This window comes from Streptomyces sp. NPDC002306 (genome assembly GCF_053593435.1).
In genome coordinates, this window is sequence record NZ_JBSFCK010000001.1 from 156,740 (window position 1) to 172,357 (window position 15,618).

13 protein-coding genes, 1 pseudogene and 1 riboswitch are annotated in these 15,618 nt (G+C 73.0%); of the genes and pseudogenes, 3 read left to right on the forward strand and 11 right to left on the reverse strand.

The genetic code is table 11. The annotated features are described in order from the left end of the window. Positions 1 to 27: 27 nt before the first annotated feature. Entirely contained in the window at positions 28 to 837 is an 810-nt protein-coding gene (locus tag ACWCQK_RS00705; RefSeq protein WP_451150346.1) for an SDR family oxidoreductase, read from the forward strand. Here ACWCQK_RS00705 and ACWCQK_RS00710 read toward each other — a convergent pair. The 5 genes from ACWCQK_RS00710 to ACWCQK_RS00730 form a co-directional block, all read right to left on the reverse strand. Further along, positions 816 to 2,309, reverse strand: coding sequence for an SDR family NAD(P)-dependent oxidoreductase (locus ACWCQK_RS00710; protein WP_451150348.1), 1,494 nt, complete (start codon positions 2,307 to 2,309; stop codon positions 816 to 818). The genes ACWCQK_RS00705 and ACWCQK_RS00710 overlap by 22 nt on opposite strands. Before the next feature lie 104 nt (positions 2,310 to 2,413). Next, positions 2,414 to 3,754, reverse strand: a complete 1,341-nt coding sequence (locus ACWCQK_RS00715; RefSeq protein WP_451150350.1) for a wax ester/triacylglycerol synthase family O-acyltransferase — start codon at positions 3,752 to 3,754, stop codon at positions 2,414 to 2,416. Positions 3,755 to 3,961: 207 nt separating this feature from the next. Continuing rightward, positions 3,962 to 5,182 carry a glucose-1-phosphate adenylyltransferase gene (gene glgC / locus ACWCQK_RS00720; protein WP_451150352.1) on the reverse strand — a complete coding sequence of 407 codons (1,221 nt, stop codon included), beginning with the start codon at positions 5,180 to 5,182 and terminating at the stop codon, positions 3,962 to 3,964. A gap of 139 nt (positions 5,183 to 5,321) precedes the next feature. Then, the gene (gene glgA / locus ACWCQK_RS00725; RefSeq protein WP_451150354.1) at positions 5,322 to 6,473 is read right to left on the reverse strand and encodes a glycogen synthase; all 1,152 of its coding nucleotides are present in this window, start codon (positions 6,471 to 6,473) and stop codon (positions 5,322 to 5,324) included. 47 nt (positions 6,474 to 6,520) lie between these two features. Further along, positions 6,521 to 7,330, reverse strand: coding sequence for a (2Fe-2S)-binding protein (locus tag ACWCQK_RS00730; protein ID WP_451150356.1), 810 nt, complete (start codon positions 7,328 to 7,330; stop codon positions 6,521 to 6,523). 209 nt (positions 7,331 to 7,539) lie between these two features. On the opposite strand from ACWCQK_RS00730, the gene ACWCQK_RS00735 reads away from it, so the two are divergent. Further along, positions 7,540 to 8,838, forward strand: coding sequence for a DMT family transporter (locus tag ACWCQK_RS00735; protein ID WP_451150358.1), 1,299 nt, complete (start codon positions 7,540 to 7,542; stop codon positions 8,836 to 8,838). On the opposite strand, the gene ACWCQK_RS00740 is transcribed toward ACWCQK_RS00735, so the two are convergent. Further along, on the reverse strand, positions 8,828 to 10,039 hold the full coding sequence (locus ACWCQK_RS00740; protein ID WP_451150360.1) for a transglycosylase family protein: 1,212 nt from the start codon (positions 10,037 to 10,039) through the stop codon (positions 8,828 to 8,830). The genes ACWCQK_RS00735 and ACWCQK_RS00740 overlap by 11 nt on opposite strands. A 278-nt stretch (positions 10,040 to 10,317) precedes the next feature. On the opposite strand from ACWCQK_RS00740, the gene gndA reads away from it, so the two are divergent. Next, on the forward strand, positions 10,318 to 11,757 hold the full coding sequence (gene gndA / locus ACWCQK_RS00745; protein WP_451150362.1) for an NADP-dependent phosphogluconate dehydrogenase: 1,440 nt from the start codon (positions 10,318 to 10,320) through the stop codon (positions 11,755 to 11,757). A gap of 941 nt (positions 11,758 to 12,698) precedes the next feature. Here gndA and ACWCQK_RS00750 read toward each other — a convergent pair. From ACWCQK_RS00750 to ACWCQK_RS00770, 5 genes and pseudogenes are all read right to left on the reverse strand, one after another. After that, entirely contained in the window at positions 12,699 to 13,337 is a 639-nt protein-coding gene (locus tag ACWCQK_RS00750) for an aspartate/glutamate racemase family protein (RefSeq protein WP_451150364.1), read from the reverse strand. Between the two features lie 8 nt (positions 13,338 to 13,345). After that, positions 13,346 to 13,693 (reverse strand): GNAT family N-acetyltransferase, encoded by a 348-nt coding sequence (locus ACWCQK_RS00755; RefSeq protein WP_451150367.1) that lies wholly within the window; start codon positions 13,691 to 13,693, stop codon positions 13,346 to 13,348. A gap of 45 nt (positions 13,694 to 13,738) precedes the next feature. Then, entirely contained in the window at positions 13,739 to 14,158 is a 420-nt protein-coding gene (gene panD / locus ACWCQK_RS00760) for an aspartate 1-decarboxylase (protein ID WP_451150369.1), read from the reverse strand. A gap of 230 nt (positions 14,159 to 14,388) precedes the next feature. Next, positions 14,389 to 14,634: a chaplin gene (locus ACWCQK_RS00765; protein WP_451150371.1), complete on the reverse strand. Its 246-nt coding sequence runs from the start codon at positions 14,632 to 14,634 to the stop codon at positions 14,389 to 14,391. A gap of 152 nt (positions 14,635 to 14,786) precedes the next feature. Then, a pseudogene (locus ACWCQK_RS00770) lies at positions 14,787 to 15,197 on the reverse strand (DUF2083 domain-containing protein); the annotation flags it as partial. A 126-nt stretch (positions 15,198 to 15,323) separates the two neighbouring features. Further along, positions 15,324 to 15,601: riboswitch (cobalamin riboswitch) on the forward strand. Positions 15,602 to 15,618 lie beyond the last annotated feature (17 nt).

The window sequence follows — 15,618 nt, forward strand, 5'->3', positions numbered from 1 at the left end:
CACGGGCCGCCGTGAGACGGTACGGCGGTGACGTCGTCCGACGCGCTGGCGGGCAGGGCCGCCGTGGTCACCGGGGGCACGCGCGGGATCGGGCGCGCGGTCGCCCGGGAGCTGGCCGCGGCCGGGGCCCGGGTGTGCGTGACCGGGCGCGACGCGGACGCGGTACGGCGGACCGCCGAGGAACTGGACGGCATCGGTCTGGCGGGCGGCGTGGCCGACCCCGCTCATCCACGGGAACTGACGGACCTGGTCCTGCGCGAGTTCGGCCGGATCGACATCGTGGTCAACAACGCGGCGACGAACCAGCCGCTCGGGCCGCTCATGGACGTCGGTCCGCAGGCGTGGCGCGAGGCGTTCGCCGTCAACGTGGAGGCGCCGCTGCGGCTGGTGCAGTGCGCGTGGCGGGCATGGCTGCGCGAGCACGGGGGCGCCGTGGTCAACATCTGCACCGAGGGCGCGGAGCATGTCGGGCCGAACGTCGGCGCCTACGGCACCAGCAAGGCGGCCCTGCTGCACCTCACCCGGCAGCTCGCGGGCGAGCTGGCGCCCGGGGTGCGGGTGAACTCCGTCTCCCCCGGTCTCGTCCGCACCGAGATGGCGCGGTTCGTGTGGGAGCCGGGAGAGGCGGAGGTCGCCGCCGGCCTGCCGACGGGCCGGATCGGGGAGCCGGAGGACGTCGCGCGGGCCGTGGCCTGGCTGGTCTCCGACGCGGCGGAGTGGATCACCGGGGCCGATCTGCTGGTGGACGGCGGGACGCGGGTGCGGGCCGCGTACTCCTCAGGGGCGTACGCGGTCCACGACCGGTTGCGCGGGGCTCACCACTTGCCCGGCGCGTAGTCCTTCAGGAAGACGCCGTACAGGTCCTCGCCCGCCTCGCCGCGCACGATCGGGTCGTAGACGCGGGCGGCTCCGTCGACCAGGTCGAGCGGGGCGTGGAAGCCTTCGTCGGCCAGGCGCAGCTTGTCGTAGTGCGGGCGCTCGTCGGTGATCCAGCCGGTGTCCACCGAGGTCATGAGGATGCCGTCGGTCTGGAACATCTCCTGGCCACTGGTCCGCGTCACCATGTTCATGGCGGCCTTGGCGGCGTTCGTGTTCGGGTGGCCCGCGCCCTTGTAGCCGCGGCTGAACACCCCTTCCATCGCCGAGACGTTGACGACGTACGCGCGCTCGCCGGTCGCCCGGCGGGCGGCCTCGGCCATCAGCGGCCGCAACTTGCTGATCAGGATGAACGGCGCCGTGTAGTTGCACAGCTGGGTCTCCAGCAGCTCCACGGGGGAGATCTGCTCGATGGTCTGCACCCAGGTGTTGCTGTCGACCACGTCGGGGAGCAGGCCGCCCGCGTCGATGGCGGTGCCCTCCCGGTGCCGGACCACGCTGGCGTTGCCCGCGACCAGGGCGAGGTCGGCCACCTTCTGCGCGTCCAGCCCGGTGGCGCCGACGGGCAGCGCGGTCAGTCCGTCGACCGCGCCGGAGTTGAAGGCGCCGATGACGTGGCGGGCGGGCAGCTCACCGGCCGGCAGCGGGGCGCTCTCGCTCTCGACGAGCGCGGCGTAGGCGGAGGGCAGGCGGCGCACGGTCTGGGTGGCGTTGTTGATCAGGATGTCGAGCGGACCCCGCTCGGCGACCTGGTCGGCCAGCGCCACGACCTGCGCCGGGTCGCGCAGGTCGATGCCGACGACCTCCAGGCGGTCGATCCAGTCCGCGGAGTCGTCCATGGCCTTGAAACGGCGGATCGCGTCGTTGGGGAACCGGGTGGTGATGGTGGTGTGGGCACCGTCACGCAGCAGCCGCAGCGCGATGTACATGCCGATCTTGGCGCGGCCGCCGGTGAGCAGCGCGCGCTTGCCGGTGAGGTCGGTGCGGGCGTCACGGCGGGAGCGGTTCAGCGCGGCGCAGTCCTGGCAGAGCTGGTGGTAGAAGTAGTCGACCTCGACGTAGCGGGTCTTGCAGGTGTAGCAGGAGCGCGGGCGCTGGAGTATCCCCGCGATCTGGCCCTCCTCCGTCACCGACGACGGCAGGATGCCTTCGGTCTCGTCGTCGATGCGCTGGGCGGAGCCGGTCGCGGTGGACTCCGTGACCGACCTGTCGTGCGCGGTCTTGGCGGCCCGGCGCTCCTGGCGGCGGCGCTGCTTGACCGTGCGGTAGACGCCCGCGGTGGCCCGGCGCACGGCGATCGCGTCGGGGTGGTCGACGTCCAGCTTGTCGAGTTCCTCGAGCACGCCGAGGCAGACGGCCAGCCGCTCCGGGTCGATACCGGGCCCGTACACCACCTCGTCCGTGGTCGCCGTGCCGTCCTGCGTCACCGTCATCGCGCTGCCGATCCCTGGAGTCCCGTCGCGGCGCTCCTACCGCGCTCGCTTTCGAACGCGGAATTCTAACGGAGCGCCGGACCTCGGGGCCAAAACGCCGATGATCAAGCGCCGCAGGCCTCGATCAGCGTCCGGACCTCCTCGGACAGCGCCTGGGCGAGCCGGTCCAGGTCCGGCACGGCCTTCGCGTCGGCGACGAGCCCGTAGTGGACGCGTCCGCGGTAGGTCGAGACGGCGACCGCCAGGGACTGGCCGCGGGCGAGCGGGGCGAGCGGGTACACCTCGGTGACCGGGTTGCCGCCGAGCTTCAGTCCGAGGCTGGGCAGCGGCACGCTGGTGACCAGGATGTCGAACCAGAGCCGGGCCGCCTGGCTGACCAGCGGTCCGCCGAGCCGGTGGCCGAGCGCGGGCACGTGGTCGGCGAGCAGGGCGACCGCGCCCGCGCCGCGGTGCGACCCGGCGTCCTTGTTGCGGTCCATGGCGGCGCGGACCGCGCCGAGCCGGCCGAGCGGGTCGGGCTCGTCGACGGGCAGCCGCATCAGGTAGCCCGACAGCCGGTTGCCCTGGGGGTGCGCGGTGCGCGGCCGGCGCCGGGAGACCGGGATGAGCGCGCGGGGCGCGACGCCCTCGCTGCCGTCGCCGCGCTCGTCGAGCCAGTGGCGCAGCGCGCCGGCGACGACGGCGATGAGGACGTCGTTGACGGTGCCTCCCACCGTCTTGCGGACCCGGTGCACGTCGTCGAGGTCGATGACCACCCCGGCGGTGCGCCGGGTGCCGGTGGACTCAGCGGTGAGCGCCGGGACGGGACGCATGGCGAGGGTGGACGCGGCGACGGAGGCACCGATGTCCAGGGCCCGGCCCGCGTCGGACAGCGCGCCCCGCAGCAGCCCCGGCAGCCTGCGCACATCGGGCAGCAGTCCGCGTGAGGGCGGCTGGACCGGGCGCGGCCGGGGCGCCGGCATGTCCATGGGGTCCAGGACGGCGGCGGCGAGCGTCAGCGCCCGCAGGCCGTCGGCGAGGGCGTGATGGAACTTGAAGAGCACCGCGAAGGACACGCCGTCCGCGCCCGGCAGCACATGGGCCTCCCACGGGGGACGGCCGCGCTTGAGCGGGCGCTCCATGAGCCGGCCGGCGTCCACGTGGAAGTCCGGGGTCGGGGCGTGCAGCCGGACGTGGTGCAGGGGGTCGAACTCGGGGTCGCTCTCACGGGTCGCGCCGCCGAAGGCGAGGGGCCGGCGCAGGTCGAGCGGCTGCCACACGTCCCGGATCCGCATGCGCAGCCCCGGTACGGCGGCCGCGCGGGCGGCGAGCAGGTCGGCCGCGTGCGCCGCGGCGGTGGGCGAGCCGGCCGAGAAGACCCCGAGCGCTCCGATGTGCATGGGGTGCTCGGCGGACTCGATGTTCCAGAACGCCAGGTCGAGAGGGGCGAGCAGGTCGGAAGTCAAAGGCTTGCCTCGCGTCGACGTGGGGACGGGTCAGCAAGCAGTCAATCGCCCGCGGGCGATTACGGTCAAGCGCGGTCAGGCTACGCACAGTAAACAGCGTATTAAGTCCCGGTCACGTCGCCTCACCAATCCCGCTGGTCACAGGGGTGTGACCGGCGTGGCCGAGAACAACCCGTGCGGGCTATGACACCAGCTGGCCCGTGCGGGCTATGACACCAGCTGGCCCTTGCCCAGCGCGATCACTCCGCCCGCCGACACGGTGTACAGCTCCGTGTCCCGCTCCGGATTCACCCCGATGGTCGCACCCGGCGGCACCTGGACGTTCTTGTCCAGGACGGCCCCGCGCACCACCGCGCCCCGGCCGATGTGGACGTTGTCGTGCAGGATCGAGCCCTGGACGACGGCTCCCGGGTCGACCACGACCCCGGGGGACAGCACGGACCCGGTCACCTGGCCCCGGATCAGACAGCCGGCGCTGATGATCGACTCGCCGGCGATCCCGCCGGAGCTGAAGCGGGCGGGCGAGAGCTGGTTGGAGTGGGTGTAGATCGGCCAGTTGCGGTTGTAGAGATCGAAGGCGGGGCGCTCGGCGATCAGGTCCATGTGGGCGTCGTAGTACGCGTCGAGGGTGCCGACGTCGCGCCAGTAGCCCTGACCGCGGGTGGTCTCGCCCGGCACGTGGTTGGCGCTGAAGTCGTACAGGTGCGCCTCACCTCGGCTGGTGAGCTGGGGCAGTATCGAGCCGCCCATGTCGTGCACGGAGCCTCGGTCCTCGGCGTCCCGCTGGAGCGCCTCGATCAGCACCTTGGTGGTGAAGACGTAGTTGCCCATCGAGGCGAACACCGACTCCGGATCGTCGGACAGCCCCGGCGGGTCGGCGGGCTTCTCCAGGAAACGGTCGACGGTCTGGCCGTCCGAGCCCGGGGTGATCACGCCGAACGACGACGACTCGGTGCGCGGCACCCGTATCCCCGCCACCGTCACGCCCGCCCCGCTGTCGATGTGCTGGGCGAGCATCTGTCGCGGGTCCATGCGGTAGACGTGGTCGGCACCGAACACCGCGACGTACTCGGGCCGTTCGTCGTAGATCAGGTTCAGCGACTGGAGGATCGCGTCGGCGCTGCCCAGGTACCAGTGCGGGCCGAGCCGCTGCTGCGCCGGGACGGGGGTGACGTAGTTGCCGAGGAGGCTGGACATCCGCCAGGTGGTGGTGATGTGCCGGTCCAGCGAGTGCGACTTGTACTGCGTCAGGACGCAGATGCGCAGGATGTCGCCGTTGACGAGGTTGGACAGGACGAAGTCGACGAGACGGTAGGTGCCGCCGAAGGTGACCGCGGGTTTCGCGCGGTCCGTGGTCAGGGGCATCAGACGCTTGCCCTCTCCGCCCGCCAGCACGATGCCGAGCACCGAAGGCCCTCCACGACGCATGGCCGCTCCCCTCACCCTGGTTGACCCATGCCTGCCCCTGAGCAGTTCGCACCAAGCCTGTCCGAGGAGTCCCGAGCCCTGCTTCGTGCGGTCCCCGAGCCCTCTTTCCCGCGATCCCCGAGCCGTATGCTCCGTCCGGCTAGGCCGGTTTGAGGACCTCCTCGTACAGCCCGACCGTGCGCCGCGCCACCGCGTCCCAGCCGAACTCGCCCACCGCGCGCTCCCGTCCGGCCTCGCCCATGCGCCGGGCCGCCTGCGGGTCGCCCAGCACGGAGTCCAGCGCCCGCGCGAGCCCCGCCTCGAAGTCGTCGTCCACGGACACCAGCAGGCCGGTCCTCCCGTCCTCCACGACCTCGGGAATGCCGCCGACCCGCGAGGCCACCACGGGTGTGCCGCAGGCCATCGCCTCCAGGTTGACGATGCCGAGCGGCTCGTACACCGAGGGGCAGACGAACACGGAGGCCTGGGTGAGGAGTTGGATCACCTCCGGACGCGGCAGCATCCGCGGGATCCAGTGCACGCCGTCACGGGCGCGGCTCAACTCCGCGAACAGCTCTCGGAACTCACGGTCGATCTCCGGTGTGTCGGGCGCGCCCGCGCACAGCACGACCTGTGCCGACGGATCGATGTCCCGTACCGCGCGCAGCAGATGGGGGACGCCCTTCTGACGGGTGATCCGTCCGACGAACAGCACGTACGGCCGGGCCGGGTCGATGCCCAGGCGGGCGAGCACGTCGGTGCCGTGGTCGGGCCGGTACAGGCGGGTGTCGATGCCGTTGTGCACGACGTGCACCCGCTTCGGGTCCAGGGCCGGATAGCAGGCCAGGATGTCCTCGCGCATCGCGCCCGACACCGCGACGACCGCGTCGGCCGCCTCGACCGCGGCCCGCTCGGCCCAGCTCGACAGGGCGTATCCGCCGCCGAGTTGCTCGGCCTTCCAGGGGCGCAGCGGCTCCAGCGAGTGGGCCGTCAGCACATGCGGGATGCCGTACAGGAGCTTGGCGAAGTGGCCGGCGAGGTTCGCGTACCAGGTGTGCGAGTGGACGAGATCGCGTCCTTCGACGGCCGCGGCGATCGACAGGTCCGTGGAAAAGGTGCGCAGCGCGTCGTTGGCTCCGTCGAGGGCGGACCAGGAGCGGTGGCGTACGACGCCCTCCGCCCGGCCCTCTCCCCAGCAGTGCACGTCCAGGTCGACGAGGGACCGCAACTCCCGGGCGAGGAACTCGACATGGACCCCCGCGCCGCCGTACACGTCCGGGGGGTACTCCCGGGTCAGCAGTCCCACTCGCACCCGGAACCCCCTGTCTCGGCCTGTCTCGACGGCTGGTTCCCTCATGGTCACCCAGATGCGTCGCGCGGGGAAGAGCACGGGGGTCGTGTGAAGCAACAGTCGCCGCAGACACCCCCGCCGGGCACCCGGTAGTACAGGCAGCAGCTGCGGCGCCGGAACGCGGCACCGGTCAGGGTGCCGGTCCCGGCCAGGAGAGGGTGGCCGAAGAGCTCCGCCGTCAGCGAGCGGGCTCCCGCGGCAACGTCCGGACGGCCGTTCGCCCACGCCCAGCGCTCCAGCTCCCGGGCCGCCCCCGCCAGCGCGGATCCGGCGTTGCCCCACAGCAGGCCGGACGCCACCCGGTAGCGGGCCCGTACGAGCTCCGTCAGCGGCCGGAGGTGACCGTCCAGTACGGCACCGGCGATCGTCGCCGCGTCCCCCGGCAGCGGACGCACCCGCGACAGCCACAGGTCGTCGGGAGCACCGCCGTCGGCGTCCCAGTGCAGCAGGCCGGGGTCGAGGTCGGGAATCCGGCCGTACAGCACGGCACACCCGAGCGCCGCCGACCACAGCCGGGCCGCGAGCGCCTGGTGCGCCACCGACGCCCCGACCCGCACCTCGGGCGTCCGCAGACTCCGCGCGACCTTGGCGACACGGAAGGCGAGAGGATCCGCGGGGATGCCGGGGACGCCGGAAATCCCCGATGCCTGATTTCTATAGATTTCCTCCATGGTCGACGATGGTCCGGACGGCGCTCCGGACGATGTCGCGGCCGCGGGTGGGACCGTGCGCAGGACGAAGAAGCCGCCGAGCGGGCGGAGGGCGGCGAGAGCCGGGTCGAGATCGGGTTCGAGGTCCACGACCAGCAGTAGTACCAAGACCGGTAGGAGCGGTGATCAGCCGGTTCCCCTCCGTGTCACCCACCCTGGGGAGGAGCGCCCTCCTTTCGTACTCCATCGGCAGTAGGACCCATTGACTGCTCAGGGACGACGACGGGAAGGGATCGGCAGGGCAGGGTGTTCTTCATGGAAGACGACCGTTCGCCGCGCCGGGCCCAGCGCCCCCGCCTCACGCAGAGGAGCCGACCGTGAGTGGCCTCGCGTTGTCCGTGGTCCTGTCGCTCGTCTCCGCCGTGGCGTACGCAGGCGGCGCGATCGTGCAGGAGCAGGTGGCGGTGTCCTCACCCGAGGAGCAGTTCGCGCCGCTGCGCCGGGCGGGCTGGTGGGCGGCGGTCGCGCTGAACGGTCTCGGCGGACTCCTCCACGTGGTGGCGCTCGCGTACGGACCGCTGAGCCTGGTCCAGCCGCTGGGCGCGCTGACCATCGTCTTCGCGCTGCCCATGGCCGCCCTGTTCGTCGGCCGCAAGGCCGGTGCCACGGCCTGGCGGGGCGCGATCATGGCGACGGTCGGACTCGCGGGTCTGCTCTCCCTGGTGGGCTCGGCCGACGCGCAGTCGCTCGACACCGCCCAGCGGGTGGGCGCGGCCGTGGTCACCGGTGGTGCGGTGGTGGCACTGATGCTGGCCGCCCGGGCCGCGCACCGGCACCCGGCGGTGCGCAGCGTGCTGCTGGCCATCGCGGCCGGCGTCGCGTTCGGCATGTCCTCGGTGTTCACCAAGACGGTCGCGGTCGACTGGACCGGCGGCTTGGTGGCGGGCGACCTGCCGTCCCTGGCGGTGATAGGCGTTCTGGCCACGGCCGGCATGCTGCTGTCGCAGGCCTCCTACCGGGGCGCCGGACTCGCCGCTCCGCTGGCCACGCTGACGGTCGTCAACCCGGTGGTGGCGGCCGCGGTGGGCATCACGATGTTCGGCGAAACCTTCCGCTACGGCACCACCGGCACGGCGCTCGCCCTGAGTTGCGCGGTGGTGGCGGCGGGCGGCCTGATCCTGCTGACGACCGAGCGCCTGACGCGGACGGCGGCGGAAGAGGCGGCCGCGCAGCACACGGCCGAACCTGCGGCTGCGGAGCTCACGAGTGCGGAGCTCGTGGACGCGGAACTCGTGGACGCGGGGACGGCGGAGACCGTATTGCGGACCGGCGCGGTGACGGTCGCCGGAGCTGCTCCGGTGCCGGAGCCACGGGCGGAGGCGGACGCACTCCTCCTCGCGGAGATCGCTGAGATCGCGGAGATGCGGGACATCGCGGAGATGCGGGAGGCCGAGCAGGTCACCGGGGTCCCGCGGATCCCCGGGCAGGCGGTCGCCGCGCGGCTGCGGGTGGACGGCCCCGAGCCGGTCCCGCTCGTGCGGCGGCTCCCCGACGCGGACGGGCAGCCGGACGAGCGGCCGCAGGACGAGCCGCCGTACTACTACAGCTCCTTCTACGGCGGCCCGTTCGTCCTGATGCCCGTCGTCGCCCGGCGTCGTACGCGCGTCAGATCCTGACGCCGCCGGCCCGCAGATAGGCCACCGGGTCGACGTCCGAACCGAATCCGGGCCCCGTCCGCACCTCGAAGTGCAGATGCGGGCCCGTGCTGTTGCCCGTCGACCCCGAGCGGCCGATGCGCCGGCCGCCGTCCACCGACTGCCCGGGCTTCACCGAGATCGCCGACAGGTGCGCGTACTGGGTGTAGCGCCCGTCGGAGTGCCGGATGACCACCTGGTAGCCGAAGGAGCCGGACCAGCCGGCGCTGACGACCTGCCCCGCCGCGACCGCCTTGACGGTCGTCCCCGTGGCCACGGGGAAGTCGACGCCCGTGTGGTAGCCCTTCGACCAGGAGGAACCCTGCGCGTGGTACGGCGTGCCCGTACCGGCGTCGACCGGGGCGACCAGGGAGTGGCCGGTGGTGGTCGACCCGGTGTCGCTCGAGACGGCCTTCCGCGCGGGGTGCGCGGGGGTCGTGTGGCTCGGGGTGGTGTGACTCGGGGTGGCGTGGCTGGGGGCGGTGTGGGTCGGGGTCGTCGTGCCGGCGGCCTTGGCGCGCAGGTTCAGCCGCTGGCCCGGCAGGATCAGGTCGGGATCCGCGCCGACGGTTCTCCGGTTGGCGTCGTAGAGCCCCCGCCAACCGCCTCGGACCCGCTGCTCGTCGGCGATCCCGGAGAGCGTGTCCCCGCGTACCACCGTGTACATCTCGGCTGTGCCGGCCCGGGACTGGGGCGTGGTCTGCGGCTGCACATCCGGTGCCGAGGCCCGCGTGGAGGTCGGCGCGGAACCCTTGGCGGTCCGGGTCGACGTAGTGCCGGCCGGGTGAATGTCGGGCGTGTCGCCGCCGCGGGTCAGTCCGGCCCGTCCCGAGCACACCGGCCAGGCACCGGGCCCCTGTCCCTTCAGCACCTTCTCCGCGACGGCGATCTGCTGGTCCCGGGTGGCCAGATCCGCCCGTCGCGCGTACGCGGTGCCGCCGTACGCCTCCCAGGTGGACTGGCTGAACTGCAGTCCGCCGTAGTAGCCGTTGCCGGTGTTGATGCTCCAGTCGCCGCTGGACTCGCAGGCGGCGACCTTGCTCCAGGTGTCCACGTCGGCCGCCTGAGCGGCACCCGCGCCGATCAGCGGGATCGCGATCCCGGCGCTGCCCGCCGTGACGGTGAGTGAGGCGCGGTTGATCCTGTTCGGCTGATACCGGCGGTGCCGGCCGCGTACGGCCATGGGGAGCCCCCTCGACATGCGTCAGGAGGGCCAAAAGTAAGCGCCGCGAACAGGCCAGGACAAGACAGCAATCAGCCGCCCTGTCACACAAGTGACGAGTAATCCATCCGAGTTGCGAAACGGCTGAGGCAGGTGGGGGTTCCCGCGCGTATCTGCGTAGGCAACATGGAACAGCCCGGACGTGCGGTCGGCGTACCGGAACGTCAGGATGGTCGATGCGGCAATACTGGCGGACACGACCGGCACGACCGAGATCAGGATCCTTAGGAGCCAACCGTATGAGCACTACAGCCCAGATCGGCGTCACGGGTCTCGCGGTCATGGGCCGCAACCTCGCCCGCAACTTCGCGCGCAACGGTTACGCGGTCGCGCTGCACAACCGGACGGCGGCGCGTACGCACGCCCTGGTGGAGGAGTTCGGGCACGAGGGGGACTTCGTCGCGGCCGAGACCGCCAAGGACTTCGTGGCGGCACTGGAGCGGCCGCGTCGTCTGGTCATCATGGTGAAGGCCGGCGAGCCGACGGACGCGGTGATCCAGGAGTTCGCCCCGCTCCTGGAGCCCGGCGACATGATCATCGACGGCGGCAACGCGCACTTCGCCGACACCCGGCGCCGCGAGCGGGCCCTGCGCGAGCAGGGCATCCACTTCGTCGGCATGGGCGTCTCCGGCGGCGAGGAGGGCGCGCTGAACGGACCGAGCATCATGCCGGGCGGCCCGAAGGAGTCGTACGACTCCCTCGGCCCCATGCTGGAGAAGATCTCGGCGAAGGCCGAGGACGGCGCCCCCTGCGTGACGCACGTGGGCCCCGACGGCGCCGGGCACTTCGTGAAGATGGTCCACAACGGCATCGAGTACGCCGACATGCAGCTCATCGCCGAGGCGTACCAGCTGCTGCGTGACGTCGCCGGGTACTCCCCCGCGCAGATCGCGGAGATCTTCCGCACCTGGAACACCGGCCGGCTCGACTCGTACCTGATCGAGATCACGGCGGAGGTCCTGTCGCACGTGGACGCGGCGACGGGCAGGCCCTTCGTGGACGTCGTCGAGGACCAGGCCGAGCAGAAGGGCACGGGCCGCTGGACGGTCCAGATCGCCCTGGACCTGGGCGTCCCGGTGTCCGGTATCGCGGAGGCGGTCTTCGCCCGCTCCCTGTCCGGCCACAGCGCGCTGCGCGAGGCCTCGCGGGGCCTGGCCGGCCCGACGGCCTCGGCGCTGTCGGACTCCGAGGCGGCCTCGTTCGCGGACCGCGTGGAGCAGGCGCTGTACGCGTCGAAGATCGTGTCGTACACGCAGGGCTTCCACGAGATCGCGGCGGGCAGCGACGAGTACGACTGGGACATCGACCTCGGTGCCGTGTCCTCGATCTGGCGCGGCGGCTGCATCATCCGCGCGGCCTTCCTGGACCGCATCCGGGCCGCCTACGACGCCCGGCCCGACCTGCCGAGCCTGCTGTCCGACAAGACGTTCGCGCAGGAGATCGCCGGCGCGCAGGACGACTGGCGCGAGGTCCTGATCGCGGCGACCCGCGAGGGCGTCCCGACCCCCGGCTTCGCCGCGGCGCTCGCGTACTACGACGCGCTGCGCGCCGAGCGGCTGCCGGCCGCGCTCACCCAGGGCCAGCGGGACTTCTTCGGTGCGCACACCTACCGGCGGACGGACCGCGAGGGCTCGTTCCACACGCTGTGGGGCGGGGACCGGTCGGAGGTCGAGGCGTAACAGCGGCGCTGTCGGCGCTGGACACCGGACGGCGGGCGACCTTCGAGGCCGCCCGCCGTCGGCATGCCGTCCGTCGTGTCAGGTGAGCGGCGGCCCCGGCTCGGGGGCCGGCACCGGTTCCGGGCCCGGCGGGACCGGCGACGGGGCGGGGCCCGGGGGCGGGCCCGGACGCGGGGGTACCGGCGGTCCGGGCGCCGGGGGCGGCGTCGGCTTCGGAGGCCGCGCGGGATCCGGGACAGGGGCCGGGGGCTGTACGGGGTCCGGAGGCGGCGTCGGGGTCGGCGGCTGTGCGGGATCCGGGTAGGGCTCCGGGGGCCGCGGGTCGGGGCCCGGCGGTGTCGGTCCGGGTGGGGCGGGGTCGGGATAGGGGTTCGTCATGGCGTCCCTCCGGCCGATCGATGATCCTTCGCACAGGACTACTCCCCCGCGTACCCGGGGTCCGCGCCACCACTCACCTGCGGGCGCGGCCGACCGGGGGACGGTCGACTGACTCGCGGGCGTCGACGACGGGGGCGGTCGGCTCGCTCACGGGCGTCGGCGACAGGGAGCGGGCTGCCCACTCGCGGGCGACGACGACGGGGGACGGTCGACCCACTCGCGGGCGTAGACGACAGGGGACGGTCAGTCCACTCGCCGGCGCCGACGACAGGGACCGGGCGGCCCGCTCTCGGGCGACGACGACGGGGGACGGTCGACCCACTCGCGGGCGTCGACGGCAGAGGACGGTCGACCCACTCGCGAACGTCGACGCCAGGGCCGGTCCACCTCGTCCGGGGCTCCACCGCCCCGCCTCGCCCCGCCCCGCCTCGCGCCCCAACCCGCCCCACCCCGCGCGGGGGACGGCGGGGATCTCGCCCGTCCCGCCCGCCGCGCGGCAGGCGTGTCCACCGCCCGGTCCGGCGCGCGACGGATGCCCCACCGTTTCCGCGCTCGCGCCGGTCTCAGGCGCGCCGGGTGGCCTCGGCGGCGGCCGTCAGGCCTGGGCGGGGGCTGGAGAGCAGCGGGATCGGGGTGGTGGCGAGGTACTGGGCCGGGGCCATGGAGGCCTGGGCCAGGACGATCACGTCGGCGGCGGTGACCTCGTCGGCGACGGCGGCCACCCGGCGGACGTACGCCGCGCCGTCGCCCGCCTCGAAGCGGGCCCAGGCGCCGTCGACCAGCACGGTGCGGACCGTGACCGGGCGGCCGGCCCGGCGGGCCTCTTCCTCGATCAGCGCCGCCGTCGGCGCGAGGGTGCTCTCCAGCGCGGCGAGGACGACGACGCGCGCGCCCCGCGCCACCGCGGCCGCCGCCATCGGGCGGTCGACGCGCAGGACCGGGACCCCGGCCTCGGCGGCGTACGCCTCCGCGACGCCGCCGAGGGTGGAACAGGTGCACAGCACCGCCCGCGCGCCGTCGGCCACGGCACGGTCGACGACGACGCGTACGTCCGCGGCCACGGCGTCCGGGCCCGCCGCGCGCGCCCGCTCCAGCAGCCCTTCGTCGACGAAGTGCCGTAGTTCCAGGCCTGGATGGGCCTCGTCGCGCAGGGCGTCGAAGACCGGCACATGGACGGGCGACGTGTGCAGGAGGGCGAGCACGGGAGGGGTCAGAACCTTCCGGGGTGCGCGATCAGCCAGTCCTTGGCCGCCCGCAGCAGCTCGGGGGCGACCGCCGGTGCCTCGTCCGGGTGCCGTTCGGCCCACTTGACGACGTACGGGCACAGCGGTGCCACGGGCACGCCCTCACGCCCGGAGATGGCGTAGAGCTCGCGCGCCAGCGAACCCGCGATGCCCTTCCCCTCGTGGGCGGGTTCGACGACGGTGTGCACGGGGACCAGCGCCCGCTCAGGGGCTTCCAGCACGAAGTACTCGATGTGGCCGACCACTTCGCCGTCGGCGCCCAGCGCCTCCAGGCGACCGGCCGGACGGTCGTCACGGATCTCGATGTCGCTCACACGCACTCCTCGAAGGACGGAAGAACAGTCGAACGGTCCCGACGGTCAGGCACCGGCCGCCTGCGGACTGCGCTCCTGGTCCGAGCCCGGTACCGGCTCCGACGGGTCCGCGCCCAGGGCGACGATCCGGTTGCCGGCGTCCACGTGCACGACCCGGGGGCGCAGGGTACGGGCCTCGGTGTCGGTTACCTGAGCGTAGCTGATGATGATCACAAGATCGCCGGGGTGGACCAGATGGGCGGCGGCGCCGTTGATCCCGATCACCCCGGAGCCGCGCTCCCCCTCGATGACGTACGTCTCGAGCCGGGCGCCGTTGGTGACGTCGACGATGTGGACCAGCTCACCGGGCAGCAGGTCGGCGGCGTCCAGCAGCTCGGCGTCGATGGTCACCGATCCCACGTAGTGCAGGTCGGCCTGGGTGACGGTGGCCCGGTGGATCTTGGACTTGAACATGGTGCGCAGCATGGAGGTACTCCCGAAGCTAGGCTCCCTGCCTGCTTTCTTGCAGGTCAAGGGCTGTCTACGCACCATACAACCGGTCGCCTCCCCGGTGCACGGGCCGGTGTCCCGGTCGCGCGGGGCCCGGCCCGGCGGTGTTCCGTGAGGTCGCCGGGACGGGAGTCCGCGGTGCTGTCCGGCGCCGTCGCCTCGACGGCCAGGTGTCGGGGCGACGGCGGCGGGGCGGGTCGGTCGGCTCAGCCGACGTTGGCGCAGGTGTTGCCGAAGGCCGGGTTCAGCAGGCCGATGACGTTCACCGAGTTGCCGCAGACGTTGATCGGGATGTTCACCGGGATCTGGATCACGTTGCCCGACAGCACGCCCGGGGAACCGGCCGCGACACCCTGGGCGTCGCCGTCCGCCGACGCGACGGCGGCGCCGCCCAGCACCACGGCGCCCGCCGCGACCAGCAGACCGGCACCGCGCATCACACGAGACCTCATACAGCTCTCCTTCACTGAGTGACCATCGGCGGAAGAGACCGCCGTCCGTCGCTCCATCGCGGCGGACACGGGGAATCCGCGCCCGCGGCGGCCGGGGATGGGTGCGGTCCGTCGTATCCACCCGGACGGAGTACATGCGTCACGCTGTCCGGTCAGGGCGTCGGATCGGTGACGGGGTACGGCACGAAGGTGCTGGTGTTCTGGTCGATCCGCAGGGGGTGACCCAGGGGCGGCGCGGCGCGCTGGGGGCAGTCGAGGCGTTCGCAGACGCGGCAGCCCATGCCGATGGGGGTGGCGGCGGAGGCGTTCGCGAGGTCGAGGCCGTCGGAGTGGACGAGCCGGCGGGCGTGGCGGAGTTCGCAGCCGAGTCCGATGGCGAAGGTCTTGCCGGGTTCGCCCCAGCCGCCGCGGTGCCGGGTGAGGGCGCGGGCCGTCCACAAGTAGCGTTGACCGTCGGGCATTTCGGCGATCTGGACGTGGATGCGGCCGGGGGCGGCGAACGCCTCGTAGACGTTCCACAGGGGGCAGGTGCCGCCGGCGCGGGAGAAGTGGAAGCCCCGCGCCGGCCGCGCGGCCATGGAGGCGCGGGGTGCGCTTGCCGCCCCGGTCCGTGCCACGCCGGTCCGCCACGTGGCCCACCTCACCATCCGAATGACGGACGTGACACGGCACGCGTGCCGCCGTCCCCTAGGGTGGCGGGTGCAGCTGGTTCGCCCCGTCCGCCAGGCGGGATGCGTCGCAAGAGGGAACCCGGTGGAAATCCGGGACTGCCCCGCAGCGGTGAGCGGGAACGACCGCCGTCATACGCACTGGGTCCACAGAACAGGGCCTGGGAAGCGACGGCCAGTAGGTGTCCTCGTACGAGTACGACGTACGACTTCGCGCGGCTTGATCCGAAGCCGCACGGAACTCGCACGACGAGGACGTGCCCGCGAGTCCGAAGACCTGCCAACTGCCCGCGCGCGGACGACTCGTGCGCGGACA

Excerpts from the sequence above, each read along its gene's own strand:
- ACWCQK_RS00710 (WP_451150348.1), bottom strand. The coding sequence starts at position 2,309 with ATGACGGTGACGCAGGACGGCACGGCGACCACGGACGAGGTGGTGTAC.
- glgC (WP_451150352.1), bottom strand. The coding sequence starts at position 5,182 with ATGCGTCGTGGAGGGCCTTCGGTGCTCGGCATCGTGCTGGCGGGCGGA.
- ACWCQK_RS00740 (WP_451150360.1), bottom strand. The coding sequence starts at position 10,039 with ATGGCCGTACGCGGCCGGCACCGCCGGTATCAGCCGAACAGGATCAAC.
- ACWCQK_RS00765 (WP_451150371.1), bottom strand. The coding sequence starts at position 14,634 with ATGAGGTCTCGTGTGATGCGCGGTGCCGGTCTGCTGGTCGCGGCGGGC.
- gndA (WP_451150362.1), top strand. The coding sequence starts at position 10,318 with ATGAGCACTACAGCCCAGATCGGCGTCACGGGTCTCGCGGTCATGGGC.
- panD (WP_451150369.1), bottom strand. The coding sequence starts at position 14,158 with ATGCTGCGCACCATGTTCAAGTCCAAGATCCACCGGGCCACCGTCACC.